This window comes from Mesorhizobium sp. M1329 (genome assembly GCF_040318035.1).
Lineage (GTDB): Bacteria > Pseudomonadota > Alphaproteobacteria > Rhizobiales > Rhizobiaceae > Mesorhizobium.
On record NZ_JAMYLN010000027.1, the window covers coordinates 42,174 to 66,363 of the forward strand.

Consider the following 24,190-nt stretch of genomic DNA (forward strand, 5'->3'; position numbering starts at 1 on the left):
GTTCATCAAAATGCCCCTGTTTACCGGCGTCGTGCCACCTGTCGTCACCCCGCTCAATGCCGATTTCAGCATCGACTTCCCGTCGTTCACGCGCACTATCGAGAACCTGCTCGACGGCGGTGTTCACGGGCTGTTTGTGCTCGGCTCGACCAGCGAGGTGGTCTTCCACGACGAAGCGGGCCGCAGGGCCATCCTCGAGCATGCGGTCAAGGTCAATAACGGCCGGGTTCCGATCTTCGCCGGCGTCATCGATCCGACGACCGATCGTGTCATCAACCACGCCCGCATCGCCAGATCGGCCGGCGCCGACGCCGTCGTTGTCACCGCGCCCTTCTACACCCGCACCAGCCAGCCCGAGATCGCCGATCACTTCCGCTATATCAAGGATGCGATCGATCTCCCTGTCATCGCCTACGACATCCCGGTCTGCGTCCATGTCAAGCTGGAGCGCAAGACCACGGTCGGCCTCGCCAGGGAAGGCGCCATCGCGGGCATCAAGGATTCCAGCGGCGATGACGGCAATCTGCGTTACGTGCTCAAGGACATGGCAAACGACCCGGGTTTTTTCGGCATGACCGGATCCGAGATCCTGGTCGACAGCGCGCTGGCCATGGGTGCGCATGGCGTCGTGCCGGGCCTCGCCAATGTCGACCCGCATGGCTATGTCAAGCTGTGGAAGCTGACCCAGGCGGGCCAGTACGCTGAAGCCCGCCTGGAGCAGGAGCGGTTGTTGAAACTGTTCGAGATCGTCTGGATCTCGCTTGGCAGGACAAGCGCCGGCTCGGCCGGCCTCGGCGCATTCAAGGCAGCGATGAAGAGCCTCGGCATCATCGCCTCGAACACCATGGCGCGGCCGCAACGCAGCCTGAACGGGGAGGAAACCGCGAAGATCGACATGATCCTTCGCGACGTGGGGCTGCTCCGCTGAGTGTCGCGCCGATCCTCTCGATTTCCGGCCTGCGCGCGGTGTTCCGCATTGCGGGGCGCGACATCGCGGCGGTAACGGATGTCGACCTGACGATCGGCTTCGGCGAGACGCTGGCGCTCGTCGGCGAATCCGGATCCGGCAAGTCCGTCACCAGCCTGTCGATCATCGGCCTGTTGCCGAAAAGGGTCGGACATATTGCCGAGGGATCGATCGCGCTGCGGCGCAAGAACGGCACGGTCACCGAGCTGACCAGCCTCGACGCCGAGTCGCTGCGCAAGATACGCGGCAACGAGATCGGCATGGTGTTCCAGGAGCCGATGACCAGCCTGAACCCGGTCTACACGATCGGCGAGCAGATCGCCGAACCGATCCGCATCCATCTCGGCAAATCGCACCGCGAGGCAGAAGCAGACGCGGTGCGGCTGCTGGAGCAGGTCGGCATTCCCGATCCGAAGCGGCGGGCGCGGCAGTATCCACACGAACTTTCGGGCGGGATGCGCCAGCGCGCCACTATCGCCATGGCCCTGTCCTGCGATCCGGGCTTGCTGATCGCCGACGAGCCGACAACGGCATTGGACGTCACTATCCAGGCCCAGATCCTCGATCTTTTGGCGGCGCTGCAGGCGCAGCGCGGCATGGGCATCCTGTTTGTCACCCACAATCTCGGCGTCGTCGCCGAAATCGCCGACCGGGTGGCGGTGATGTATGCCGGGCGTATCGTCGAAACAGGTCCGGTGAGCGAAGTGTTCACCCGTCCGCGTCATCCCTATACGGCCGGGTTGATGCGCTCGGTGCCGCGGCTCGGTGAGGCCACGGCGCTGAAGGCGGCGGGAACGCCGCTCCCGACGATTGCCGGCAATGTTCCCTCGCTCGCCTTGCTGCCCAAGGGCTGTTCCTTCGCGCCGCGCTGCCCGATGGCCATCGCCGCCTGCCGCGCCGCGGTTCCTCCGTTGTTTGCGGCGACGCCGACCCAACAAAGCCGCTGCCTGCGCTGGGAGGAGCTCTGATGGCCGACGCCCCCTTTCTCACGGTCAAAAACCTGACCAAGCATTTTGCGCCGACTGCATTCTCGCGCGGACCCGTCGTTAGGGCGCTGGAGGATATTTCCTTCGATATCAGGCGTGGCCAGGTGGTCGGCCTGGTCGGCGAATCCGGGTCCGGCAAGACCACGATCGGCCGCTCGGTGCTGCGTCTGATCGAGCCGACGTCCGGCGAAATCAACTATGACGGCACCGATATCACCAGGCTGAGTGCGGCCCAGTTGCGCCGCCAGCGCCGCAAGATGCAGTATATTTTCCAGGATCCCTTCACCAGCCTGTCGCCGCGCATGACGATCGGGCAGATCCTCACCGAAGGCCTGGACATTCAAGCCATTGGCAAGAAATCCGAGCGGCGGGCGAAGGCGAAGAAGGCACTTGCTGCGGTCGAGTTGCCGGTCGACGCCTATCACCGCTACGCCCACGAATTCTCGGGTGGGCAGCGCCAGCGCATCGGCATCGCCCGGGCGCTGACGCTCGAGCCGGAATTCATCGTCGCCGATGAGCCGGTCTCGGCACTCGACGTCTCGATCCAGGCGCAAATCATCAATTTGTTGCGCGACCTGCAGCTCCGGCTCGGTCTGACCATGCTGTTCATTTCGCACGATCTGGCCGTGGTCGAGTACATCTGCGACACGGTCATCGTGCTCTATCTCGGGCGCATCATGGAGGTTGCGCCGGCGGTCGAACTCTATGCCCGGCCGCAGCATCCCTACACGCGCGCGCTGCTGTCAGCCATTCCGTCGCTCGATCCGCTGGCCAGGCAAGGCCGGCAGGTGCTCAAAGGCGGCATTCCCAGTCCGGCGAACCCGCCGTCGGGCTGTGTTTTCCGAACCCGTTGCCCGTTTGTGCTGGAGGCTTGCGCCGGGGCTGTACCGCCGCTGCGGGCGACAGCCGACCGCCATCTGAAGGCCTGCATCCGCGACGACATCGCGTAAGGAGTGATTGCGGCCTAGACAACGGCTCCAGCCTGGGTTCACGAAGCTGTTATAGTGGTCTCCGGTCATTAAAACGTCAGCAATGCCGACCCATATGCAATCCGCGCCGGATGTTTCCTCCCATTCGTCCGGCGCGTTCCCCTCTGAAGGTTTTCGACCTTCACATCTGGCCGGGCTTTGCAGCCCGGCCTTTTTTGCGGGGTAAGTGAGCGAGCCGAGATCATGGCGCAGGCGTGCCCAGCGTATCGATGCGTTTCGCTAGCGCCGCGGGATCGCCAAGCACGCGCAGCGTCTTCAGCCGAGCAGTGCCGCCGGCGGCGATCGAGACGCCCGATGCCGGCACGCCAAGCGCTTTGCCGACCAGCTTTTCCAGCGCTCGATTGGCGGCCCCGTTTTCCGGCACGGCGCGGACGCGGGCTTTTAGATAGCTTCGCCCATCCGCCGATGTTTCGATGCCCTCCAGCCTGTCCATCGCCGCTTTCGGCGTCAGCCGGACGAATAGGTCGATGCCGTCGGTGCGCGTGCGGAACGGCGCGCTCATGGGACGCCTGAACTCAGACGACCAGCGAAAGCACGGTGGTGAGCAGGAACTGCCGGATGAAGAACAGGATCAGCAGCAGGATGATCGGCGAGATGTCGATGCCGCCGAGATCGGGCATGAAGCGGCGGATCGGCCGCAGCGCCGGCTCGGTCAGCCGATAGAGCATGTTGCTGATGGTGTCGACGAACTGGTTGCGCGAGTTGACGACGTTGAAGGCGTAGAGCCAGGAAAATATCGCCGAGGCGATGATGATCCACCAGTAAAGGTCAAGCGCCATGACAATGGTCTGAATGAGGGCGATCATGCCGGTCTCCGATTGTTGCCGACATGTAGCCACTGTAGGGGAAAGCGGCAAGAGCCGCCTTCCGCAGCATGGCGAAGCCGGACAAACGGCCGAACGGCATTTCGGCAGCAAGCGCAGCCTTGACAGGAAACCGCAGCGGCCGATAAAAGCCCCATCCGCTGGACGGGGCTGTAGCTCAGCTGGGAGAGCGCGTCGTTCGCAATGACGAGGTCAGGAGTTCGATCCTCCTCAGCTCCACCAGCGGATTTTTCGAATCCCTTACCTGGTTGCATGCCGAAGACCCGCTTGGATTTCATGGCTATCCTCAGCTGAAGCAACCGAATGCATCGCGGGCCCTCTGCCGGCTTGGCACTGTCATCGTCGGGTGGATTCACATCGGCGGCGTAAAGGTCCTCTACACCAGTAGCGTATGCGGCCTATTGCCACTGCGCCTCGTCCTTGCCAGACTTGGCCCGTCTTCAAAACCGAGGGGAATTCACTATGACCAGCACGACAAGACGTGATTTTGTAGGTCTTACAGGAGTGGCAGCGACTGCCCTGGCCGGTGCTGTTGCAACACGAGCTACCGCTGCTGAAACCGACGTATCGCCATCGTTCGATGAGGTTCTTCAAGAGTACAATCAAAACAACACAGAAAGGACTAGATCAAGGCTGGCGATCTATGTGGTGCTTTCTCATCTGCACGCCAGCCTCGAGGAGGAATTTAGTGACCTTGGGCTAGAGCTGCCTTTGGGAAAAAAGGCCCTGCCATCGAATCTGCCGGCCAATTTCGAGGACGCGCAGGTTGCACCCCTTCCTTGGCTCTTCAAGCCCTCGGAAGTTACCGACCAGGAACGAAGCGGCTATGCGACGATTGCAATGCGAATGAACGCAGTGATGGCAAGACACACCGCCGACGTGAGTGTCGGGGTTTCGCATATCATGTCACACAAGGGATAACCGCGACCTTGCCGGCGAGCACGGCACGTCAGGCGAGCACAACGCCGGCCGGCGATTTGTTGTTGCGGGCGAACCGATTACCTGTTTTCGCGAGGCGACTGCGCTGCGAGAGTCCTCACAATGGATAAATCCTTCCGGGACGCGCCGCGCGAGATAGCAAAGCTCTCGGCACCCCGGCCAGTGGGAATTGTCAGCCGTCCGCGCGTAGTGGCGCTGCTTTCGCAGGCCCTCGACAGCGGTGCATGCTGGCTGGCTGCGCCTGGTGGATACGGCAAGACCACCGCGGTGATCGACTTTCTGGAACAAGGCGGGCTGAAGCGAGGCGGGCTGAAGCAAGGCGAATCGGCGTACAACTGGTATCGGGTCGACACCGAGGACCAGGACGTTGCGCGCCTTTTCCACTACCTGACGCTGTCGCTCGACGGCGGGCATGCCGGCATGCCCGTCTTCGGTCCGGAATATGCCGACAATTCCGACGATTTCGCGCGGCTGTTCTTCCGCACTTATTTCTCGCGGCTTGATCCCGGCACGATCCTGGTCCTCGACGATCTGCATCGTGCCGACGCGCCAGGCTTCCGCCGGACGCTGGCGATCCTGTTGCGCGAACGCCCCAACACCATCCGCTGCATCTGCACATCGCGGATGCTGCCCGAGGGCGATGTCGCCGACCTCGTGCTGTCGGGACAGTTGCCGGTCCTCAACCAAACGCTGCTGGAGTTTTCGCCTGCGGAGGCACGCAACCTCGTCGCCGCCCGCTCGCAATCGCCGTCCGAGGTCGGCGACATTTCGGAGGCGCGCGGCTGGGCGGTGGGCCTTCTCCTGCTGGCCAACGCCGGAATGTACTACCCGCTTTCGCAGACCGGCCTTGCCGGAGGCGCCGGCCTTCGGGAGATTGTCGGACGTTATTTCCTGCGCGACATCGCGCCGGAGGACCAGGATCTGCTTATCAGGCTCAACGTTCTGCCGGAGATCAGCACTGAGCTTGCCGATGCGTTCCTGGGCTCGCCGCAGGCTGCTCGCCTGCTGGTGCGGCTGCAGCATCGCCAGCTGCTGATCACGCGCGACGGTCCGGGCGGCGCCGCCTTCCAGCTGCATGACTTGTTGCGCGAATACCTTGCCGGCCTACTGGACCGGCGCGTGACGGAAGCGGACCGTTCCAGGCTGCGCGAGCAGGCTGCAAAGGTCCTGCACGAGGCAGGCAAAACCGACGCGGCAATCGTCCTGGCGTTGCAGGCGGGCGCCTGGCCGCTGGCACGCCAGCTCATTCTGGTGTGCGCCAACGGCGTTCTCTCGCAAGGGCGCCGGGCCAGCTTCGTCGAATGGTGCAACAGGCTGCCCCCCGACCAGATGGACGGGTGGGTTCATTATTGGCTGGGCGTCGCCTTCGCATCGGCCGATGCGAAGGCCGAACCGCACTTCTCCAAGGCATGGCAAGCATTCGAGAACACCGACATGCGCGGCCAATGCCTGACCGTCGCGCGGGCGGTCGTGGTCAAGACCGCCAGCTGGCGTACGCATGAGGGGCTGGCGGACTGGACGCGCCGAGCCTCACAGCTTCTTGCCAAGGGATTGCCGGAGTTGGATCCGGAGGAACTCATGATGGTCAGGCTCGGCATCCTGCGGGCCATCGATTTCGCCGAACCCGGCGAATTCGAAGCCCACGACGCCAAGCGCCTCGTGAATGATATCCAGCAGCGCCTGACACGTCTGCCGATAGAAGATTCGGTCGAGTTGCGCCTGCTGGCAAGCGAAGCGCTCATCGACTACGCGACCTCGTCGGGGCAGCGCGACATTTTTGCCAATGCCGTGGACAGCGTTGCCGCCGATCTCGAACATCCGGATATCCCGCCCCTGGTGCTCGGCATGTGGCTGGTGTCCTTTGGCTCGGCCAGCGGCCGTTACTTCCCCTATTCGCGGCGCGGTTTTGTCTATGCATCGGCCGAGGATGCGTTGCGACGCGCAACGGCGATAGGCGAGCAGCACGCCTTACGGGGCGTCGAGTTCAGCGCCCTCTATCAGCTTCAATTGCTGATGAAGCTTCACAACAAGTTCTCGGAATTCAATGCGCTTGTCTCCCGGCTGGGCGAGATCGCGGACAGCAGGTTCACCACCCAGGTCGCGGTGGTCGCCGACTGCCACGCGGCGATGCACACGCGCAATGGCGACTTCGCCAAGGCCTATCTCGACTGCGATGTCTTCATGGATGCGATCGAGCGGGCGAATGAGCCGATGATCGAACGCTGGCCGCATTACGTCACCAAATACCAGGTTCTGCTTGCCGACCGGCGTCCGGCGGAGGCGACTACGCTACTCCAGGAGATCGTCGAAAGGCTGAGCGGCGGCCCCCGCCAGCGTGTCGAACTGAGCATTCTGGCCGCCCAGGCTCTGGAGCAGAAGTGGAACGGCGGCGCGTCCTATGGCGCTCGTCTGGCTGAATTCATGGAGGCGCTGCGCCAGGTCAACCCCTCCGCAATCCTGCTCAACCTGCCGGACTTATTGGCCGATCTGGTCGCCGATGCGCTGGAGCGAAAGATCGACGTCGATCTGTGCCGCCGCGTCGTTCGGGCGCGATATCTGGTCCCGCCCGCTGGCCGACCCGCCCAGTGGCCTTGGCCGCTCAGGATCCACTTGATGGGAGGCTACCGCCTCGAGATCGATGGCGCCGAGGTCGCGCCCGGTGCCAAACCTACCCGCGCGCTCGACATATTGCGCATTATCTGCCTGTCGAGGGACCAGGTCTCTTCTGTGGAAACCCTGCAGGATTGGCTCTGGCCCGACCTCGACGGCGACCAGGCCAAGGCGGCTCTGGAGCAGGCGCTGCATCGTCTGCGCAAATTGCTCGGGCAAGGCGATTTCGTAACGCTGAGAGAAGGCCGTTTGCGACTCGCTGCCGACAAGGTCTGGGTCGATCTACAGGATTGGGAAGACCGGCTGAAACGTGTGCTGTCGGGCCAAGGAGACAGCACGATCGAGGAGAAGGAAGCGCTGCTGGAAAGCTTTTTCGGTCCGCTTTTCTCGAATGGCCCGGCGCCCGCCTGGTCGAACGCCGCGGCCGACCGGGTGCGGGACGGGTTGGTGGAGCTTGCCGTGCGAATCGCCAAACACTGGCAGAGCCAAGGCAACGCGGATCGGGCACGCCAGGCGTGCCGGCGTGCCCTCGATTTCTACCCGGAATCGGCCAAACTCCATGGGACGCTCATCCAGGAGAGCCTCTCCAGGAACGACCATGCCGGTGCCATCGAGGATTACCGGCGCTATGAACGCGCGCTCGCTTCGACCGGCGATGACGAGCCCTCGCCTTTGCTGCGCTCGCTCGTGCGCCCGTTTCTCTAGACCGGTTCATCGTTTCACGGAAACGCCGAACCGCTCTATCTCTTTATTTTTGCGCAATTCCCTAGGGAAAGCGCTACGCGATTTTCCCGGGAAAACCGTTTCACACTTTTCCGGGAATTGCTTTGGCGCAGCTCGGAACTCTGTAAGCCGTCCGTAAGTCGCGGTCTGGGAACCTCAGCCCGTCGATCAAAACCGATCGCCGGAGGCCTGAAGCCCCCGATACCAACACTCACAGGAAGGAAAAGGTCATGCCGTATACTGCCAGAGCAACTTCGAGAGTGCGTGCCGGCGCCGTCCGCGCTGGAGCCACAAGATTTGCCGACCAGCTCAGGATCGGGCCTTGGTCGCTCCTCTCGCCCGAAGCTGTCATACAGCAAAAGTACAACTCCCTTGGAGGCGCCGGCTTCGCCGAGATCGACAGGAAGGACACTGGAAAAGCCTGGTATCTCAAGAACGGCTCATGCATTTGCTACAACGATGCCATGCACGACGCCTTTGAGATCCATGGCGAAATCTACAAGAAGTGGATTGCGCTTGGCGGTCTCGCGTGGGGCATTCCCTGCACCGACGAAACCGGAACTCCCGACGGCGTCGGCCGATACAATCACTTCAACAACAATACCGCTTCGATCTACTGGACACCGAACACCGGTGCTCAAGCGATTTGGGGGGCCATTCGCGGCAAATGGGCAGCAATGGGCTGGGAGCGCTCGGTTCTCGGCTATCCGGTGACCGACGAAACTGGAACTCCCGACGGCGTCGGGCGCTACAACCATTTTGCCAATGCCGGCTCGATCTACTGGACACCGAACACAGGAGCCAACGTGGTGTACGGTGACATCCGCAAGAAGTGGGAGAGCCTGGGCTGGGAACAGTCATATCTGGGCTATCCCACGACCGACGAGACCGAATTTGCCGATGGTGGCCGTGCCAATCTGTTTGAAAACGGTGGCATATACTGGTGGCCCGACACCGGCGCGGTCGACCTTCGAGATGTCGTCGTCCACTATACCGGCCTCCATTGCTTCGGCGAGACCGACTGGGATCAGGGGTCGAGTGCGGATGAACCCTATGTCATCGTCAGCGTGACAACGCCGCAGGTCGCCGACACCAAGCGCAGCCAGGTCTATGGCGACGTTGATGCCGGAGATACAAGACCCGACCTTATGGAAATTTATCGAGGCAAGCCCTACGGCATCAATATCGGTACGGTGCTGATGGAAAATGATTTTGGCGATCCCAACAAGTACAAGGACGAGGTGCAGAAGATCGTCATGGGCGTCCATACGGCCGGTACGCTGGCTTTGGGCCTCATTCCGGTAGCGGGACCTATCATTGCCGCCATAGCCGGCCCGGCCCTGGGATCCTTGATGCCATCGATCGGCGGCGCCATCAGCGATCTCTTCGATTGGGGCGATGACAGGATCGGGAGCGCGACAGTGACCATCTCCGCAAAGCAGATGGTGTTGCTCGCGGCACGCACGAACAATACCACCTTCAGCGGGATTGGGTTCAAAGTGGAAACGCCCCTGATTTCCGGCGATGGGGCTTCCTACAAAGCCTACTTTGGCTTTGTGCCTGCCTAGGCCAATCGCCCCGGCAAAAAAGCTTGCCGGGACAATCAACTTACCAGCCCCGCCTTCCGTTGGCGGGGCTGACAGCTCGACTGAGAGATTTATTTCCGTAGCGGTCGTCGCAAGGCGCGGTCCAGATGCGGCAGCGCCGATCAGCATAGCGGGCAAGCTGTCGTTGTACCCCCGCACAGCCCGTAGCGCCGCAATGAACGCGGCTCCTTTGGCCGGAACGATGGAGACCGCATTAAGTGCAGTCACCTCAACGATGCGGCCGCAGCCAGCGAGGCCGAGCCGGACCGGCGGAAACCGGATCAGGCGGTGCGCAACCCGACGCGATGACAGCCGACATCAATCAGGATGGAAAGAGAACGATTACAAGAGCGGGCATGCATCACACCAGCCCGCGCTTGGCCATCATTGCTTCCGGGGAAGGCATCTTGCCGCGGAAGGCGGTGTAGAGTTCTTCCGGGTCCTTCGAGCCGCCGGCGGCGTAGATGTTCTTCCGCAGCCGCTCGGCCAGCGCCGGGTTGAAGGGATCGTCTGTTTCCTCGAAGGCGGCGAAAGCGTCGGCGTCGAGAACTTCCGACCACATGTAGGAGTAATAGCCGGCCGAATAGCCATCGTCGGCAAAGATATGGCCGAAATGCGGGGTGCGGTGACGCATCGCGATGGTGTCAGGCATGTCGAGCTTTTCGAGCGTTTCGGCTTCGAAACGAAGCGGCTGGTCCGGCGCATCCGGCCGCGCATGGTAGGCCATGTCGACCAAGGCCGAGGCGGTGAACTCGACTGTGGCGAAGCCGGCGCCGAAGGTGCGCGCCGCCAGCATCTTGTCGACCAGCGCCTTTGGCATCGGCTTGCCGGTCTTGACATGCAGCGCATGCTTTTCCAGCACTGCCGGCACCGTCAGCCAGTGTTCGTAGAGTTGTGAAGGCAGCTCGACGAAATCGCGGCTGACCGAGGTGCCAGCGACCGATGGCCAGGTAACGTCGGTCAGCATGCCGTGCAGCGCGTGACCGAATTCGTGGAACAAGGTCTTGGCCTCGTCGACCGACAGCAAGGCTGCCTCGCCGGCCGGCGGCTTGGCGAAATTCATGATGTTGTAGATGACCGGCCTGGAGCCATCGCCAAGCTTGTAGCCGGATTTCAGCGCGCTCATCCAGGCGCCGGAGCGCTTCGAGGGTCGCGCGAAATAATCGGCGAGGAACAGGCCGCGCTCGCTGCCGTCGGCATTCTTCACGACGAAAACACGTGCGTCCGGATGCCAGGTGGCAATGCCCTTCTTTTCCTCGAAGGAAATGCCGAACAATCGTGTCGCCACGTCGAAACAAGCGTCAATGATGCGGTCGAGCTGCAGATATGGCTTCAGCTCGGCCTCGTCGAAGGCGAATTTCTCGGCGCGCAGCTTCTCCTGATAGAAGCGCCAGTCCCAGGCGGCGAATTTCTCGTTGCTGCCGGCCTTCGCCGCCAGCCGCTGCAATTCGGCCCGGTCGCTTGCCGCCTTTTCCACCGCCTTTTCCCAGACCGGATCGAGCAGCGCGTGCACCGCCTCCGGCGTCTTGGCCATGGTATCGTCGAGCTTCAATGCGGCGTAGGAAGGATAGCCGAGCAGCTTCGCCTTCTCGGCGCGCAGGCGCAGCATGTCGCGCACCACTTCCGTGTTGTCGGTGGCGCCGCCATTCTGACCACGCATGATGAAGGCGCGGAACGCTGTCTCGCGCAGGTCGCGGCGTTCTGAGAAGGTCGAGAACGGCTCGTAGATCGACCGCGACAAGGTGACGGCGTAGCGGCCCTTCTGGCCGCGCATCTCGGCGGCTTCCGCCATCGAGCCTTTCAGGAATTCCGGCAGGCCGGCAAGATCGGCCTCATCGAGGAATAGCGCCCAGTCGCGCTCGTCGGCAAGCACGTTCTGGCCGAAATTGGTGCCGAGCGACGACAATTCCTCGTTGATCGATGCCAGCCGCTTCTTGCCTTCGGCGTCGAGCCTGGCGCCGGAGCGGACGAAGTTTTTCCAGGTCTTTTCCAAGACCCGCAGCGTTTCGGCATCGAGCTTCAAAGCCTCGCGGCGCTGATAGAGGTCGTCGATGCGGGCAAACAGGCCCTCATTCATCGAAATCGCCGAGAAATGCCGCGACATTTTTGGTGAGATGTCGCGCTCCAGCGCCTGGATCGCCTCATTGGTGTGGGCGCCGGCGCGGCACCAGAAGATCGACGAAACATGGTCGAGAGCCTCGCCGGCGAGTTCGAGTGCGGCAAGCGTATTGTCGATGGTCGGCGTCTCGCCGTTGCCGGCAATCGCCTCGATCTCGGCCTCATGCGCCTTCAGGGCCGCGTCGAAGACCGGAGAAAAATCGCCGTCGCCGATGCGCGTGAAATCAGGCAGGCCGAGCGGCCCTTGCCACGCGGTCAGCGGATGGGCGGCGAGGTCGACGGTGGACGGCATGGGCAAACTTTCGCTGAGTGGGTGGGGGAAGCGGATCGTCACCGATGTAAGGCGCCGGCCGGCTCCACGCAACAGCGCGCCCCGTTCATGATTTCCTCAGTAGCCATCGCAATTTTCGGCGATCGCGGCTTGCGAACTGGCGGTGATTTGGTCGTTGGCGACCGCAAAGGTCTCCTGCATCAGCATGTCGTTGCTGGGAAAATCATAGCAGGCGATCACAGTGGTGACGCCGCCCTCCGATTTCTCGATCCGGTGGCGGATTTCGGCCCCGGCGACGGCGCCTTGCCACTCGGCGATCGAGGCGATGAATTCCTGCTTGCTTTGCACGACGCCGAGGTCGTCGAGCTTGATGCGGACGTTGTCGGCGAGCAGGTCCGACAATTCGCTGCGGTCGGCGACGAGCAGTGCCGAATACCAGCGGTCGATGATCGCGCTGTCGTCGGCACGGGCGAAATCCGCCGAGCAGAGCAGTGCCGCAGCCGCGAACGCGTCCCGAAGTCGCACCATGCCCAGCCTCCTACTCCGTGTCGGGCCGCTCGAAATCGCCGGTGTCCTTGTTCATCACCCAAAGCTCCCCGGTCGAAATATCGAACCAGGCGCCGTGAAGTGACAGCCGCCCCTTGCCTTCGAGGATCGAAACACAAGGGAAGGTGCGCAGATTGGCAATGGAATAGCGGATCGAGATGCGCTCCAGTGCCGTCTGGCGCTCGGTCGCGGTCATGAAGGTGCTCGACGATACGGTCTCGGCCGCCGGCGCGATCAGGCTCATCCATTTGCCGATGAAATCACCCGGCGACAACGGCGCGGCCGTGGTGTCGAGTGCCGCGCGGATGCCGCCGCAGCGGCCGTGACCCATCACCACGATGTTCTTGACCTTGAGGCTCTGCACGGCAAATTCGAGCGCCGCCGATGTCGAGTGGAACTGATCGTCGGGCGCATAGGGCGGCACCAGATTGCCGACATTGCGCAGCACGAACAACTCGCCTGGCCCGGCATCGAAGATCGCTTCAGGCGCGGCGCGGGAATCGCAGCAGGCGACGATCATCGTTTCCGGTGCCTGGCCCTCCCGCGCCAGCGCGCGATAACGCCCGCTTTCGGTGAGATACCGACCGCTCATGAAGTTGCGGTAGCCGGTGAGAAGATGCTCGGGAAGGTGAGGCATGGGCAGCGATGGGAGCCTTTCCGGGTTAAAGGCACGGTTCAATCCCGAAAGGCTCTAGCGCATCGGCCCGAAAATCGGAACCGATTTTCGGAGGGCGGGATGGCGTGGTTTCGACGTGCCAGCCCGTACTTTGCATACGGGTGAACGAACGGCGCCATTAATCGGCCTCAGAACCGCAGATTGGCGCCGGCGCGCAGCAGAAGCCAGTAGAACAGGCCGGTCGCGCCAACCGCCAGCAGCATCGCCAGGAAGAAGCCGCTAGGACTCTCGGCAAATGGCAGTCCGCCCGTGTTCATGCCGAAAATGCCGACGATCAGCGTTCCCGGCAAAAGCAGCGCGCTCATCACCGCCAGCGCCTTGAGGCTGCGGTTCGATTCGTCGGCAAGCTCAGCCGCAAGCTCCTCCTGCAGCAGCCTTGCCCGGTCGTTGATCATGACGACCTCGCGGTCGAGCCGTTCAAGGCGCGCAGCAAGCCGGCGCAAAACTTCATGTGCGCCGGCGGAAAGGTTCCAGACGGAACGGTCTTCATCCTGGAAAAGGGCCGCCAGGGCCGAGATCGGCCGATGCAGGGATACGGCAAGGCGGCGCACATCCTTCAGCTGCCGTCTTTCGTCGGCAAGCCGCTCGGTCACGAGATGATCCTCGACCGCATCCAGCCGCTTCGTCGCCGCGGCGAGCCGCAGGCTGGTGGTCTTGCAAAAAGCCATGACCAGCGTTTCGAACAGTTCGAATGCCGTGGCCGGCCGCAGCCCCGCGGCAAGGGCAGTGTGCACTTCCTCCACCGCCGCCAGCGGATGCCGGCGGCCGGTGACCAGCAGCCGCTCCGAGACCGCAAAATGCAATCTGCCGATGGTCGTCGACTGATGAGCGATCTCGCCATGCAGGTCGGCCGAAATGCCGTGGACGACGCCATTCTCATGCGCCAGCACCAGGCTGTCCTCATGTCCTTCGAGGATTGCATGAGCCGACGCCGGCAGCGCGCAGGCGTGGCTGACCCAGGAATGGGCGCGCCGGTCGACAAGGTCGACATGCAGCCAGACCCAGCCGTCCGCTGAGGCTAGCGCGGCCTCTATGTCTCGGGGCGCCAGCGGTTCGGGAGCTTTGCCGGGAGCGGCATGATAGGCCCAGACCAGCCCAGGAGTATGGTGCTGATCGTCCGCGGCAAGCAATGTCAGATGCGATGCGTCATTCATGGCCGCCGCCGAAACAATGCACGTTCAGGTGATCCGGGCGGCGCCGGGGCCGGCGCCGCGACATTCTGGTCAAAACCCTGCCCCCGCTCAGAACACCTGGCGGAAGATGACGAACAACACGAAGGCAAGACAGATGGAGGCCGGAAGGGTCAGTATCCAGGCCATCAGCATGTTGCGCACCGTCGACCATTGCAGGCCCGAACCATTCGCCGCCATGGTGCCGGCAACGCCCGAGGACAGCACATGGGTGGTCGAGACCGGCAGGCCGAGATAGTCGGCCGATGCGATCGTCGCCATCGCGACAAGCTCGGCGGACGCACCCTGACCATAGGTCAGATGGCTTTTGCCGATCTTCTCGCCGACAGTGACGACTATGCGCTTCCAGCCGACCATGGTGCCGAGGCCGAGCGCAAGCGCGATGGCGACCTTGACCCAGAGCGGGATGAACTTCGTCGCGTTGTCGACCGCCTTATGATAGGTCGTCACCGCCTTCAGGTCGTCTGCCTCCATCGGCAGCAGCTTCTTCTTGTCTATCAGCTTCAGCGCTTCACCAATAAGATAGATGTTGTTGCGGGCGTTGCTGACCAGCGTTGTCGGCAGCTTTTCCACGGACGGATAGGGCGACAACATGGCGCTGGTGTCGTGGATGAAGCTCTGCAGGGCAGGCGTGGTCTCGTCCTTCCATGTCTTGGTGCGAACGGCGTCACCGACCACGGTCGCCGCGTCGGTCACGGCGACGCTGGGCTTGACGTATTTGCCGAGTACCGTTTCGACCTGCGTCGCCGCGGACTTGTAAGCTTCGAGATAGTTCACGTCCGGTGTGCGGTTGAGCGCGAAGGCGGTCGGCACCACGCCGATCAGGATGAGCATGATGAGGCCCATGCCCTTTTGCCCGTCATTGGAGCCGTGGGCAAAGCTGACGCCGGTGCAGGTAAAGATAAGCAGCGCGCGGATCCACAGTGGCGGCGGCGCGCTCGACTTGGGCGCCTCGTAGAGCTCGCGGTTCCTGACCAGCAGCTTCATCAGCAGAAGCAGCAGCGCGGCCAGGCCGAATCCGACCAGCGGCGAGATCAGAAGCGACAGGCCGACATTGGATGCCTGTGACCAGTCGACGCCGCTGGTGACGGAGCCGGCCGGGGCCATGAACTGGTTGGCGAGACCGACGCCGATGATCGAACCGATCAGCGTGTGCGAGCTCGAGGCAGGCAGGCCGAGATACCAGGTTCCGAGGTTCCACATGATCGCTGCGACCAGCAGCGCGAAGACCATGGCTAGCCCCGCGCTCGACCCGACCTGAAGGATCAACTCGACCGGCAGCAGCGAAATGATGCCGAAGGCGACCGCCCCGCTGGCGGTAAGCACGCCGAGGAAGTTGAAGAAGCCGGACCACATCACCGCAAGCTCGGCCGGCATGGAATGCGTGTAGATCACGGTTGCCACCGCATTGGCGGTGTCGTGGAAACCGTTGACGAATTCGAAGCCGAGCGCGATCAGCAGCGCCAGCCCAAGCAGGATCCACGGCACCGCGACGGTGCTGGTCAGGTCCTGGCTGAGCGCGTAGCCGACATAGGCAAGGCTGCCCAGAATGATGGTGGCAAAGGCCGGCAGAAACCATTTGCCGGTGCCGTTTGGCCGGTCAAGCGGATGCTCCGGCCTTGGAATTCCTGCCTCGCTTGAAACAATATCGACCATATCCCACTCCTCCTGCGTTGCAGCAAAGAATGGGAGGACGCTATGTCGGTACAATGAAGCCGGTGTGACGGCAGGCACTTTGGGTTGACGCAAACGGGCGATCGAAGCGACCGAGGCAACTGAACCCGGCCGGCGCATTCCTGGACTATTCCGCTATCTCCAGCAGCGTCGATATCAGCAGCCGGCGCTCTTCGGCGGAGAGAATGTCCGAGCCGAACAGGTTCATGCTGCGAAGCCCTTCGATGGCGAGATAGCAGACCAGCAGCGCCCTGAGGTTAGGAGTCTCCCCCTTCAGCTGCTGGAACAGCTGCCGCCTGAACGATTTTATCGGCGTCAGGAAATCGGGATCCTCGGCAATCGCCGAAAAAATCCAGGACGCCGACGGTTTCGACTCCTCCGCATGCTCGGCCGAAAGCCTGATATAGGCCGCAAGCGGGCTCTCTCCGCTGACGCCGTTGGTGCGGGCGGCCTCAAGCGCCTGCTGGAACGCACTGAGGTAATCCTCCACCAGCGCCTGCATCAATTTCGCCTTGGTCGGGAAATTGTAGAGAAGACCACCCTTCGACACGCCGGCACGGCTGGCGACCGCATCCAGCGACAGGCTGCCAGGACCCGTCTCGCGCGCCACGGCGGCGGCGGCGGCGAGAATTTTCTCGCGCGAATTTGCTCTGCGGGCCTTCATCAAGCGTTCCCCATTCATTAGCTTAGGCGGAATTGACAAGACCGTCCAGACGGTACAGTAAGATCGCCGTCATTTGAAATTGGGACCAGTCACAGGTATGTGTTCCGGTCGTCCGACCGTTATGCTGGGCCATGGCCGAGGGAACTGTTCGTGATCAAGCGCTTCATCATCGCCTTCATTCTGCTCGTGCTGGTGTGCGGCGGCATCGTCGGCTTCAACCTGTTTCGCGACAATGCGATCAAACAGTTCTTCGCCACCATGAAGCCGCCGGCCACGACCGTGTCGACGGTCATCGTCAAACCGATGTCCTGGACGCCCGGCATCGAGGCGATCGGCACTGTCAGTGCCGTGCGCGGTGTCGACCTCACGGTCGAAACCGCCGGCATCGTCAAGGACATCCTGTTCCATGCCAATCAGAAAGTCGCCGCCAACGCCGTGCTGCTGCAGCTCGACGATGAAGTCGAGCGAGCCGATCTCGTGGCGTCGAAGGCGCAAGCCACATCCGACCAGACGACGCTGATGCGCGCTCTCGAGCTGCAGAAGCGTGGGGTCGGTACCGACGCTACGCTCGACACGGCACAGGCAGCGGCATCGGTCTCCGCTGCGCAGGTAAACAAGCTGCAAGCGGTGCTCGACCAAAAGCAGTTGACGGCGCCCTTCAAGGGCACCGTCGGTATTCCGAAAATCGACCTTGGGCAGTATCTCACACCCGGCACCGCCGTCGTGACCTTGCAGGACATGGATACGATGCGTGTCGATTTCACCGTGCCGGAGCAGCAGCTTCCGCAGCTGAAGATCGGACAGACGGTACGGCTCGGCGTCGGCGGCGACGACATGCCGTTCGCCGGCAGCATCCGCGGTATCGATCCGAAGATCGACCCGACCAGCCGGCTGGTGACGGTGAGGGCGGAGGTCGGCAATCCGGAAGGCAAGCTGACACCCGGTCAGTTCGTCCAGGTGCGCGTCGAACTGCCCGAGGAGAACAACGTGCTGGCGCTGCCGCAGACGGCGCTGACTTCCAGCCTGTACGGTGACTTCGTCTTCGTGGTGCGCCCGGCCAAATCCGGCGAAGCCAACGGGGCGGCTCCCGAGGCGAAGCCGGAGGAAAAGTCGGCTGCAGATGCTGCCAAGCCCGCAGCCGAAGCACCCGCGGCAAAACCCGAAGAAAAGCCGGCCGCTACCCCAGCCAAACCGGCAGCGGAAGCCAAACCGGCAGCGGAAGAACAGAAGCCACAGCTCGTGCTCGCCCAGGTGTTCGTCAAGCCAGGCCGCCACAACGCCGGCCTGGTCGAGATCCTGGAGGGTATCGAGCCCGGCGACGAAGTCGTTACCGCCGGCCAGAACCGGCTCTCCAACGGCATGTCCGTTGCCGTCGACAACACGATCGATCCGAGCAAGCCAGGGAACCAGCAGGCAGCCCAGCAATGAGCTTTTCCGACCTCTTCATCCGCCGCCCGGTCCTTTCGACCGTGCTTGCCTGCATGATCCTGCTTCTGGGTTTTCAGGGCATCTTCAACCTTTCGATCCGCCAGTATCCAGAGGTTGAAGAAACGGCCATCACGATCACCACGGCCTATCCCGGCGCCAGCGCCGACCTGATCCAGGGGTTCATTTCCGCGCCGATCGCGCGTGCCGTCGCTTCGACCGAAAACATCGATTATGTCACGTCGTCGAGCCGGCCGTCCTCCAGCACCGTGACGGTGCAGATGAAGCTCGGCTCCGACCCCGACGTCGCGCTGAACGAAGTCTTGTCGAAGGTTCAGAGCGTTCGCGGCGATCTGCCGGACGAAACCAAAGACCCGGTGATCGTCAAGGGCACCGGCCAGCAGTTCGCGATGATGTACATCTCGATGCAGAACCCGAACATGACGCCGGAACAGCTCACCGAATATATCGAGCGTGTCGTGCGGCCGCGTATCTCGACGGTCGAAGGTGTTGCCGACGTGCAGATTTTCGGCGCCGCCGAATATTCGATGCGTGTCTGGATCGACCCGATCAAACTGGCGGCGCGCGGCGTGACGGCGGCGGAAGTGCTGACGGCCATCAACGAATCGAATTTCCTCTCCGCGCCCGGCGATACCGAAAACAAATATGTGGCTTCCTCGATCACGGTTCGCTCGACCCTGCAGACGCCGGAGGCTTTCGCTGCCCTTCCGCTCCGCTCGAAAGACGGCAATGTGGTGAGACTGCGCGACGTGGCCCGCGTCGAGCTCGCCGCGGTGAGCACCGACACCAGGGTCACCTTCAACGGCAAGCCCGGCATCTTTCTCGCCATCTTTCCGACGCCGGCCGCCAATCCGCTGACCACCGCGGCGGCGATCCACAAGATCGTGCCGACCATCCAGGAGACGCTGCCGCTCGGCATGACGATCGAGATCGTCTATGATTCGACCGAGCAGATCAGCGCGTCGATCGAGGAGGTGTTCAAGACCATCGGCGAGGCGGTCGCCATCGTCATCGTCGTCATCCTGCTCTTCCTCGGCTCGTTCCGCTCGGTGCTGATGCCGATCGTGACCATTCCGCTGTCGCTGATCGGCGTCTGTTTCCTGCTGTTTTCTTTGGGTTATTCGATCAACCTCTTATCCTTGCTGGCCATGGTGCTGGCGATCGGACTGGTTGTTGACGATGCCATCGTGGTGGTGGAAAACATCCACCGCCACATGGAGGAAGACGGTTTGTCGCCGATGCAGGCGGCCTTCAATGGCATGCGGGAGATCTCGTCCGCCGTCGTCGCCATGACGATAACGCTGGCCGCGGTGTTCGCGCCGCTGGCCTTCACCGGCGGTCTGACAGGCGCACTGTTTCGCGAATTCGCGGTGACGCTTGCCGGCTCGGTGGTGCTTTCGGGTGTCGTCGCCCTCACCATCACGCCGATGATGTCGGCACGTATCCTGAGGTCCGGCTCGCACAGCCGTTTCCAGCGCATCGTCGACAATACGTTCGGGCGCGTCGAACACGTCTATGAGCGGCTGGTCACCGGTTCGTTGAACTATCGCCCGGTGACGCTGATGATCGTCCTCGCGCTGGTCGCCACGACCGGTTTCATGTTCACCAAGACCTCGAGCGAACTGGCGCCGGAAGAAGACCAGGGCTTCTTGCTGTCTATTGTGAACGCGCCGCGCTATGGGACGTCGGACTACACCGAGACCTATGTGAATCAGATTCTCGGGCTGGTGAATGATATCCCCGAAACCAGGGCGCGGTTCTCCGCCGTCGCGTTCCAAGGCCCGACGAACAGCGCTTTCGTCGGCTTTGCGTTCAAGGACTGGGCCGAGCGCGCGCGCAGCTCGAAGGAACTTCAGGAAGACATCACTGCCCGCCTTGCCAAGGTGGCAGGCGTCGAGGCTTTCGTCTTCGCGCCGCCGACGCTGCCCGGCTCCGGCGGCGGCCTGCCAATCACAATGGTGGTGCGCTCGACCGGCGAGGCCTCCCAGGTTTACGAGGCGGCCGAGAACATCAAGAACAAGGCGCAGGCCTCCGGTCGCTTCCTCGCCGTGCAGAATTCGATGTCCTACGACGCGCCGGAAGTGACGGTGACGATCGACCGCGACCGCGCAGCGGCGCTCAACCTGCCGATCGCCGACATCGGCCGGACGCTGACCCTGTTGGTCGGTGGCGCCGAGGTGGCGCAATTTGACCGCGAATCCAACAGCTACGACATCATCCCGCAGGTACCGCAGCAATTCCGCGACAATCCCGAAAAGCTGGGCGAGTATTTCGTGCGCAGCGTGTCGGGCGAGATGGTGCCGCTCTCGGCGGTGGTGAAGATCTCGACCAACGCGTCGCCGGCCGCCATCGAGCAGTTCAACCAGTTGAACTCGGCCACGATTTCCGCTCTGCCATTGCCCACCGTCACCACCGGTGACGGGCTGAAGACCATCGAGGACATTGCCAGGGAAAGCCTGCCCGACACGTTCTTCATCGACTATACCGGCCAGTCGCGGCAGGAGAAGCAACAGGGCTACACGATCATCATCGCCTTCGCGGCGGCGGTGCTCGTCATCTACTTGGTGCTGGCGGCGCAATTCGAGAGCTTCCGCGACCCACTGATCATCATGATGGCGGTGCCGCTCTCGATCTTCGGCGCGATCGTGCCGCTTAATATCGGGCTCGGCACGCTCAACATCTACACCCAGGTCGGCTTGATCACGCTGATCGGCCTGATCACCAAGCACGGCATCCTTTTGGTCGAGTTCGCCAACCAGCAGCGTGAAATGCACGGCATGCGGCGGCGCGATGCGATCATCGCGTCCGCCAGGGTGCGGCTGCGGCCGATCCTGATGACGACGGCGGCGATGGCGCTCGGCGTGGTGCCGCTGATCATCTCCAGCGGCGCTGGTGCCGCGGCACGCTATTCGATGGGCCTGGTGATCTTCACCGGCATCCTGGTCGGAACCATGTTCACGCTGTTCGTGGTGCCGATGTTCTACACCTTTATCGCCAGCAAGGACCTGCCGCATCATGCCGAAAAGCCGGATCCGAAGCTGATGCCGGTAATGCCAGATTAGATTCCGCTAATAAAGAAGGCCGGATCTCCGGCCTTTTTTGAGAGCGACGAGAGGCATCGCTCATTTGACGATGACGATGCTGGTGTTGGCCGGGCCGAAGACCTCGACGAGCTGGTAGAAATCGGCGGCGTTGTCTGGATGCAGACGCACGCAGCCATGCGAGGCCGGCTGGCCGAGGCGCTTGATGGCGCTTGTCGCATGTACGGCGTAGCCGCCGCTGAAGAACACCGAATGCGGCATCGGGGCGTTGTCGTATTTCTTCGAATACCACATTTCATGCATGCGGGTCGGCTTGAACGAACCGGTCGGCGTGACGTGCGTCCTGTCGCCGGTCGAGACCTTCCAGGCGAATGTCGGCCGGCCGTCGACCAGGATTTCCATGGTCTGCTGTGACAGCGACACACGCGCGACGATCTTGTTGGCGGCGTGGGCTGCGCCGTTGCCGGCACTGACAAGCAAGGCAGTACCGGTGATGACGGCGGCGGCGATGTTGATGAGCTTGGCGGAAATGGCAGTGCACATGATGTCCCCCTTATTCTGCCGGTCGGGGCCGGCTCAATTCGATGACCGGCTTATCGGGACGTCATGTTTCAAGCCGATTTCGCTAGATGCTCGTTTGTGTTTCGATTCTGTTTCCCGTGGTTAACAGAAAAGGTCCGTGCAAAGCGGCTTGCAGTTGCACGACGTCGTCATGACGGCGGCGTGTTTGCCTAGGCGGATCGGCCAAACCGCGGCACGAATACGCGATTTCTTTTCGTTTGAGAGGAATTCACCTGACTCCGAAACCCAGCTGCAACAAAGCGCGGCTTCGGCGGCATGATCCGGATACAGCGAACAGAGAAAGTTGACCTAACGAAAACAGCCGGCAACGAACGATCGGAAGCCAACACTGTTTTCGCTACGGTCTGGATTGGTCTGGACAGTTTCCAGCCTGCGCGTCGGCCGGCTCAAGCCCCTCTGGCGGGGGCGGCTTAGGGCCGTTGAGGATGCGCGGCGCCTCCGGCAACTTGCAGCCGAGAGGACCGAAGGCCCGCGCCGCAACGGGGGGCTCCGCTGGCGGCGCGGGCGCTTCGGGGGTTCCCCTGAAGTGCCCGCAAATTCCAATCTTGAGGAACGAACAGGATGAAAACGAAATTCGCTGCTTCCGTGCTTTCCGCCCTGCTCTACGTGCAGGGCCTGCTCGGCATTGCCGGCCTCGCCACCGTGCTGCTGAAGGAACGTGCCCATGCCGGCGAAGTCAGCACGAACAGTGATATGCCGTCCGGCCCGTCGCTTCTCGTGGTGCGCTGAGGAAAGAGCATCGGGACTCCAAGAGTGGAAAACCGGTTTTGCGAAAACCCGATGCTCAAGACAAAAGGGTGGCCGTCCTGCATTCAATCGGCGAATTGCGTCGGCGGATCGAACCGGTAACCCGCACCCCGTATGGTGGTGATGGTTTCGGTATCGAGCTTGCGGCGCAGCCGCACGATGCGCGAATCGATCGACCGATCGAAGGCTTCGGCATTTTCGGCGGGCGCGGCGGCGATGATGTCGTCCCGCGTCAGCACCTTGCGCGGGCTGGCCAGGAACAGCCTGAGCAGCGCCACCTGCCCGGGGGACAGCTGTTCTTCCGTGCCCGAGCGGTGCATGACAATTGCCGATCGGAGATCGACGGTCGCGTTCTCCAGCACGATCAGTTCCCCGGCGCTCCTGCCGCGCCGAGCCAGAAGGCCGCCGATGCGAGCGGCAAGCTCCCTGACATTGAGCGGGCTTTCGACGACGTCGGCGGCGCCGAGTTCGAGTGCCAGAACCTTGTCGACCAGATCGGCCGGGCGGCAGATCAGGATGAAATCCGGTCCACCTTCGCCGCCATGTCGCCTGAGCAGGTCGCGCCCCTCCGCCTGGCTGACGCTGTCGCCGACAACCACGACATCGATACCCTTTTCCGAAAGCAGCGATTCGGCTTCCCACGGCTGTCGCGCCGCGCGGACGTCATGCCCGCGCCGCTCGAGATGATCGGCGAGATCGGTCGCGATTACTTCAGCGACGGAAACAAGCGCGATAACGGATCGTGCAGCCATGTTTTTCTACCCCGCATGCGGCAACCCAAGAAGAGTGCTGGACATCATGTTTATACCCAATCTACTTTCCGCTGAAAGCGGGAGCGAAAGCATCGTGCGGGCACGAATTGTCATTGTCGAGGACGAGCCCGACCTGAGGGACGCGGTCGCCGAGTATCTCGGCGCCAGCGGCTATGATGTCGCTACGGCCGAAAGTGCGGCGGCGGCGCGCGACCTCCTGGAAACCCAGTCTTTCCATCTGGCCATTCTCGACATCGCCATGCCGGGCGAGGACGGCCTGTCGCTCGGCCGCTGGATGCGGTCGAAAATGCCGATCGGAATCATCTATGCGACGGCCGCCGGTACCGCGCTCGACCGCATCGTCGGACTGGAGCTCGGCGCCGACGATTACATCGTCAAGCCTTACGAATTGCGCGAAGTGCTGGCCAGGGTGCGCAGCGTGCTGCGTCGCGTTCCTGAGCCGACCGAGCCACAAAAGGCCAAGGCTGAAACATCCGGCGGCCGCCGGTCCGTGAGCTTCGGACCCTTTCACGCCGATCTCGACGGCAGGCTCGTCACCGGCGCCAACGGCGCGGTCATCGACATGGCCAAGAGCGAGTTCGACGTGCTGGAGGTGTTCCTGACGCGCGCCAACCGGCTGTTGACGCGGGCGGCGATCTCCGAGGCGATCGGTTTCGTCGAGGACCCGGAATCGTCCCGCGCCGTCGACATCCGCATCATGCGGCTGAGAAAGAAGATCGAGGCAGATCCAGCCAATCCGAAATTCCTGCGCACGGTGCGCGGCGAAGGCTATATCTTCTCGCTGCCAGCCGGGGAAAACAACTAAGGCCCGGCGGCTTGAGCAAGCCACGGCCAGGAA

General features: G+C 62.6%; 20 protein-coding genes and 1 tRNA gene. 11 read left to right on the forward strand and 10 right to left on the reverse strand.

The genetic code is table 11. The annotated features are described in order from the left end of the window. The first annotated feature begins 10 nt into the window (after positions 1–10). From NKH21_RS24120 to NKH21_RS24130, 3 genes are read left to right on the forward strand one after another with little or no spacing between them, the layout of a single operon-like run. On the forward strand, positions 11–928 hold the full coding sequence (locus NKH21_RS24120) for a dihydrodipicolinate synthase family protein (protein WP_352867961.1): 918 nt from the start codon (positions 11–13) through the stop codon (positions 926–928). Next, the gene (locus tag NKH21_RS24125; RefSeq protein WP_352669423.1) at positions 925–1,935 is read left to right on the forward strand and encodes an ABC transporter ATP-binding protein; all 1,011 of its coding nucleotides are present in this window, start codon (positions 925–927) and stop codon (positions 1,933–1,935) included. Before NKH21_RS24120 ends, NKH21_RS24125 begins: the two co-directional genes overlap by 4 nt. Continuing rightward, positions 1,935–2,903, forward strand: coding sequence for an ABC transporter ATP-binding protein (locus NKH21_RS24130; RefSeq protein WP_352669412.1), 969 nt, complete (start codon positions 1,935–1,937; stop codon positions 2,901–2,903). Before NKH21_RS24125 ends, NKH21_RS24130 begins: the two co-directional genes overlap by 1 nt. Positions 2,904–3,123: 220 nt before the next feature. Here NKH21_RS24130 and NKH21_RS24135 read toward each other — a convergent pair whose 3' ends face one another. After that, the gene (locus tag NKH21_RS24135) at positions 3,124–3,444 is read right to left on the reverse strand and encodes a DUF167 family protein (RefSeq protein WP_352669414.1); all 321 of its coding nucleotides are present in this window, start codon (positions 3,442–3,444) and stop codon (positions 3,124–3,126) included. Between the two features lie 13 nt (positions 3,445–3,457). Next, positions 3,458–3,748, reverse strand: a complete 291-nt coding sequence (locus NKH21_RS24140) for a YggT family protein (RefSeq protein ID WP_023678162.1) — start codon at positions 3,746–3,748, stop codon at positions 3,458–3,460. 164 nt (positions 3,749–3,912) lie between these two features. On the opposite strand from NKH21_RS24140, the gene NKH21_RS24145 reads away from it, so the two are divergent. The 4 genes from NKH21_RS24145 (at position 3,913) to NKH21_RS24160 (ending at position 9,606) form a co-directional block, all read left to right on the forward strand. After that, positions 3,913–3,988: transfer RNA gene (locus NKH21_RS24145), tRNA-Ala, on the forward strand. A gap of 240 nt (positions 3,989–4,228) precedes the next feature. Beyond that, positions 4,229–4,687, forward strand: coding sequence for a hypothetical protein (locus NKH21_RS24150; RefSeq protein WP_352669417.1), 459 nt, complete (start codon positions 4,229–4,231; stop codon positions 4,685–4,687). A gap of 120 nt (positions 4,688–4,807) precedes the next feature. Beyond that, positions 4,808–8,020: an AfsR/SARP family transcriptional regulator gene (locus NKH21_RS24155; RefSeq protein ID WP_352867965.1), complete on the forward strand. Its 3,213-nt coding sequence runs from the start codon at positions 4,808–4,810 to the stop codon at positions 8,018–8,020. 482 nt (positions 8,021–8,502) lie between these two features. Further along, positions 8,503–9,606 (forward strand): LGFP repeat-containing protein, encoded by a 1,104-nt coding sequence (locus tag NKH21_RS24160; RefSeq protein ID WP_352867967.1) that lies wholly within the window; start codon positions 8,503–8,505, stop codon positions 9,604–9,606. A gap of 379 nt (positions 9,607–9,985) precedes the next feature. On the opposite strand, the gene NKH21_RS24165 is transcribed toward NKH21_RS24160, so the two are convergent. The 6 genes from NKH21_RS24165 to NKH21_RS24190 form a co-directional block, all read right to left on the reverse strand. Next, positions 9,986–12,040: a M3 family metallopeptidase gene (locus NKH21_RS24165; protein ID WP_352670461.1), complete on the reverse strand. Its 2,055-nt coding sequence runs from the start codon at positions 12,038–12,040 to the stop codon at positions 9,986–9,988. Positions 12,041–12,130: 90 nt separating this feature from the next. Next, positions 12,131–12,541: a nuclear transport factor 2 family protein gene (locus NKH21_RS24170; RefSeq protein WP_352670458.1), complete on the reverse strand. Its 411-nt coding sequence runs from the start codon at positions 12,539–12,541 to the stop codon at positions 12,131–12,133. Positions 12,542–12,551: 10 nt separating this feature from the next. Next, complete coding sequence (locus NKH21_RS24175) at positions 12,552–13,196, reverse strand: carbonic anhydrase (RefSeq protein ID WP_352670456.1); 645 nt, start codon at positions 13,194–13,196, stop codon at positions 12,552–12,554. Positions 13,197–13,363: 167 nt separating this feature from the next. Then, the gene (locus NKH21_RS24180; RefSeq protein WP_352670453.1) at positions 13,364–14,389 is read right to left on the reverse strand and encodes a transporter; all 1,026 of its coding nucleotides are present in this window, start codon (positions 14,387–14,389) and stop codon (positions 13,364–13,366) included. Positions 14,390–14,476: 87 nt separating this feature from the next. Next, positions 14,477–16,081: an inorganic phosphate transporter gene (locus NKH21_RS24185; protein WP_352670451.1), complete on the reverse strand. Its 1,605-nt coding sequence runs from the start codon at positions 16,079–16,081 to the stop codon at positions 14,477–14,479. Between the two features lie 145 nt (positions 16,082–16,226). Continuing rightward, the gene (locus NKH21_RS24190; RefSeq protein ID WP_352670449.1) at positions 16,227–16,763 is read right to left on the reverse strand and encodes a TetR/AcrR family transcriptional regulator; all 537 of its coding nucleotides are present in this window, start codon (positions 16,761–16,763) and stop codon (positions 16,227–16,229) included. Between the two features lie 150 nt (positions 16,764–16,913). Between NKH21_RS24190 and NKH21_RS24195 the strand changes: the two genes are divergently transcribed. Together NKH21_RS24195 and NKH21_RS24200 are read left to right on the forward strand one after the other, a co-directional pair. After that, positions 16,914–18,191: an efflux RND transporter periplasmic adaptor subunit gene (locus NKH21_RS24195; RefSeq protein ID WP_502903482.1), complete on the forward strand. Its 1,278-nt coding sequence runs from the start codon at positions 16,914–16,916 to the stop codon at positions 18,189–18,191. Further along, a complete protein-coding gene (locus tag NKH21_RS24200) occupies positions 18,188–21,271 on the forward strand; it encodes an efflux RND transporter permease subunit (RefSeq protein WP_352867971.1) in 3,084 nt (1,027 codons plus the stop codon). Before NKH21_RS24195 ends, NKH21_RS24200 begins: the two co-directional genes overlap by 4 nt. A 60-nt stretch (positions 21,272–21,331) precedes the next feature. Here NKH21_RS24200 and NKH21_RS24205 read toward each other — a convergent pair whose 3' ends face one another. Beyond that, on the reverse strand, positions 21,332–21,793 hold the full coding sequence (locus NKH21_RS24205; RefSeq protein WP_352670443.1) for a L,D-transpeptidase: 462 nt from the start codon (positions 21,791–21,793) through the stop codon (positions 21,332–21,334). Between the two features lie 600 nt (positions 21,794–22,393). Here NKH21_RS24205 and NKH21_RS24210 point away from each other — a divergent pair. Beyond that, positions 22,394–22,561: a hypothetical protein gene (locus NKH21_RS24210; protein ID WP_023721318.1), complete on the forward strand. Its 168-nt coding sequence runs from the start codon at positions 22,394–22,396 to the stop codon at positions 22,559–22,561. Positions 22,562–22,644: 83 nt separating this feature from the next. On the opposite strand, the gene NKH21_RS24215 is transcribed toward NKH21_RS24210, so the two are convergent. Continuing rightward, entirely contained in the window at positions 22,645–23,331 is a 687-nt protein-coding gene (locus NKH21_RS24215; protein WP_352670440.1) for a winged helix-turn-helix domain-containing protein, read from the reverse strand. Positions 23,332–23,377: 46 nt separating this feature from the next. On the opposite strand from NKH21_RS24215, the gene NKH21_RS24220 reads away from it, so the two are divergent. After that, positions 23,378–24,157, forward strand: a complete 780-nt coding sequence (locus NKH21_RS24220) for a response regulator (RefSeq protein ID WP_352492215.1) — start codon at positions 23,378–23,380, stop codon at positions 24,155–24,157. Positions 24,158–24,190 lie beyond the last annotated feature (33 nt).

Coding starts and splice junctions, on each gene's coding strand:
- NKH21_RS24120 (WP_352867961.1), top strand. CDS start 11: ATGCCCCTGTTTACCGGCGTCGTGCCACCTGTCGTCACCCCGCTCAAT.
- NKH21_RS24130 (WP_352669412.1), top strand. CDS start 1,935: ATGGCCGACGCCCCCTTTCTCACGGTCAAAAACCTGACCAAGCATTTT.
- NKH21_RS24135 (WP_352669414.1), bottom strand. CDS start 3,444: ATGAGCGCGCCGTTCCGCACGCGCACCGACGGCATCGACCTATTCGTC.
- NKH21_RS24140 (WP_023678162.1), bottom strand. CDS start 3,748: ATGATCGCCCTCATTCAGACCATTGTCATGGCGCTTGACCTTTACTGG.
- NKH21_RS24150 (WP_352669417.1), top strand. CDS start 4,229: ATGACCAGCACGACAAGACGTGATTTTGTAGGTCTTACAGGAGTGGCA.
- NKH21_RS24155 (WP_352867965.1), top strand. CDS start 4,808: ATGGATAAATCCTTCCGGGACGCGCCGCGCGAGATAGCAAAGCTCTCG.
- NKH21_RS24160 (WP_352867967.1), top strand. CDS start 8,503: ATGCACGACGCCTTTGAGATCCATGGCGAAATCTACAAGAAGTGGATT.
- NKH21_RS24170 (WP_352670458.1), bottom strand. CDS start 12,541: ATGGTGCGACTTCGGGACGCGTTCGCGGCTGCGGCACTGCTCTGCTCG.
- NKH21_RS24175 (WP_352670456.1), bottom strand. CDS start 13,196: ATGCCTCACCTTCCCGAGCATCTTCTCACCGGCTACCGCAACTTCATG.
- NKH21_RS24180 (WP_352670453.1), bottom strand. CDS start 14,389: ATGAATGACGCATCGCATCTGACATTGCTTGCCGCGGACGATCAGCAC.
- NKH21_RS24185 (WP_352670451.1), bottom strand. CDS start 16,081: ATGGTCGATATTGTTTCAAGCGAGGCAGGAATTCCAAGGCCGGAGCAT.
- NKH21_RS24190 (WP_352670449.1), bottom strand. CDS start 16,763: ATGAAGGCCCGCAGAGCAAATTCGCGCGAGAAAATTCTCGCCGCCGCC.
- NKH21_RS24200 (WP_352867971.1), top strand. CDS start 18,188: ATGAGCTTTTCCGACCTCTTCATCCGCCGCCCGGTCCTTTCGACCGTG.
- NKH21_RS24205 (WP_352670443.1), bottom strand. CDS start 21,793: ATGTGCACTGCCATTTCCGCCAAGCTCATCAACATCGCCGCCGCCGTC.
- NKH21_RS24210 (WP_023721318.1), top strand. CDS start 22,394: ATGAAAACGAAATTCGCTGCTTCCGTGCTTTCCGCCCTGCTCTACGTG.
- NKH21_RS24215 (WP_352670440.1), bottom strand. CDS start 23,331: ATGGCTGCACGATCCGTTATCGCGCTTGTTTCCGTCGCTGAAGTAATC.
- NKH21_RS24220 (WP_352492215.1), top strand. CDS start 23,378: ATGTTTATACCCAATCTACTTTCCGCTGAAAGCGGGAGCGAAAGCATC.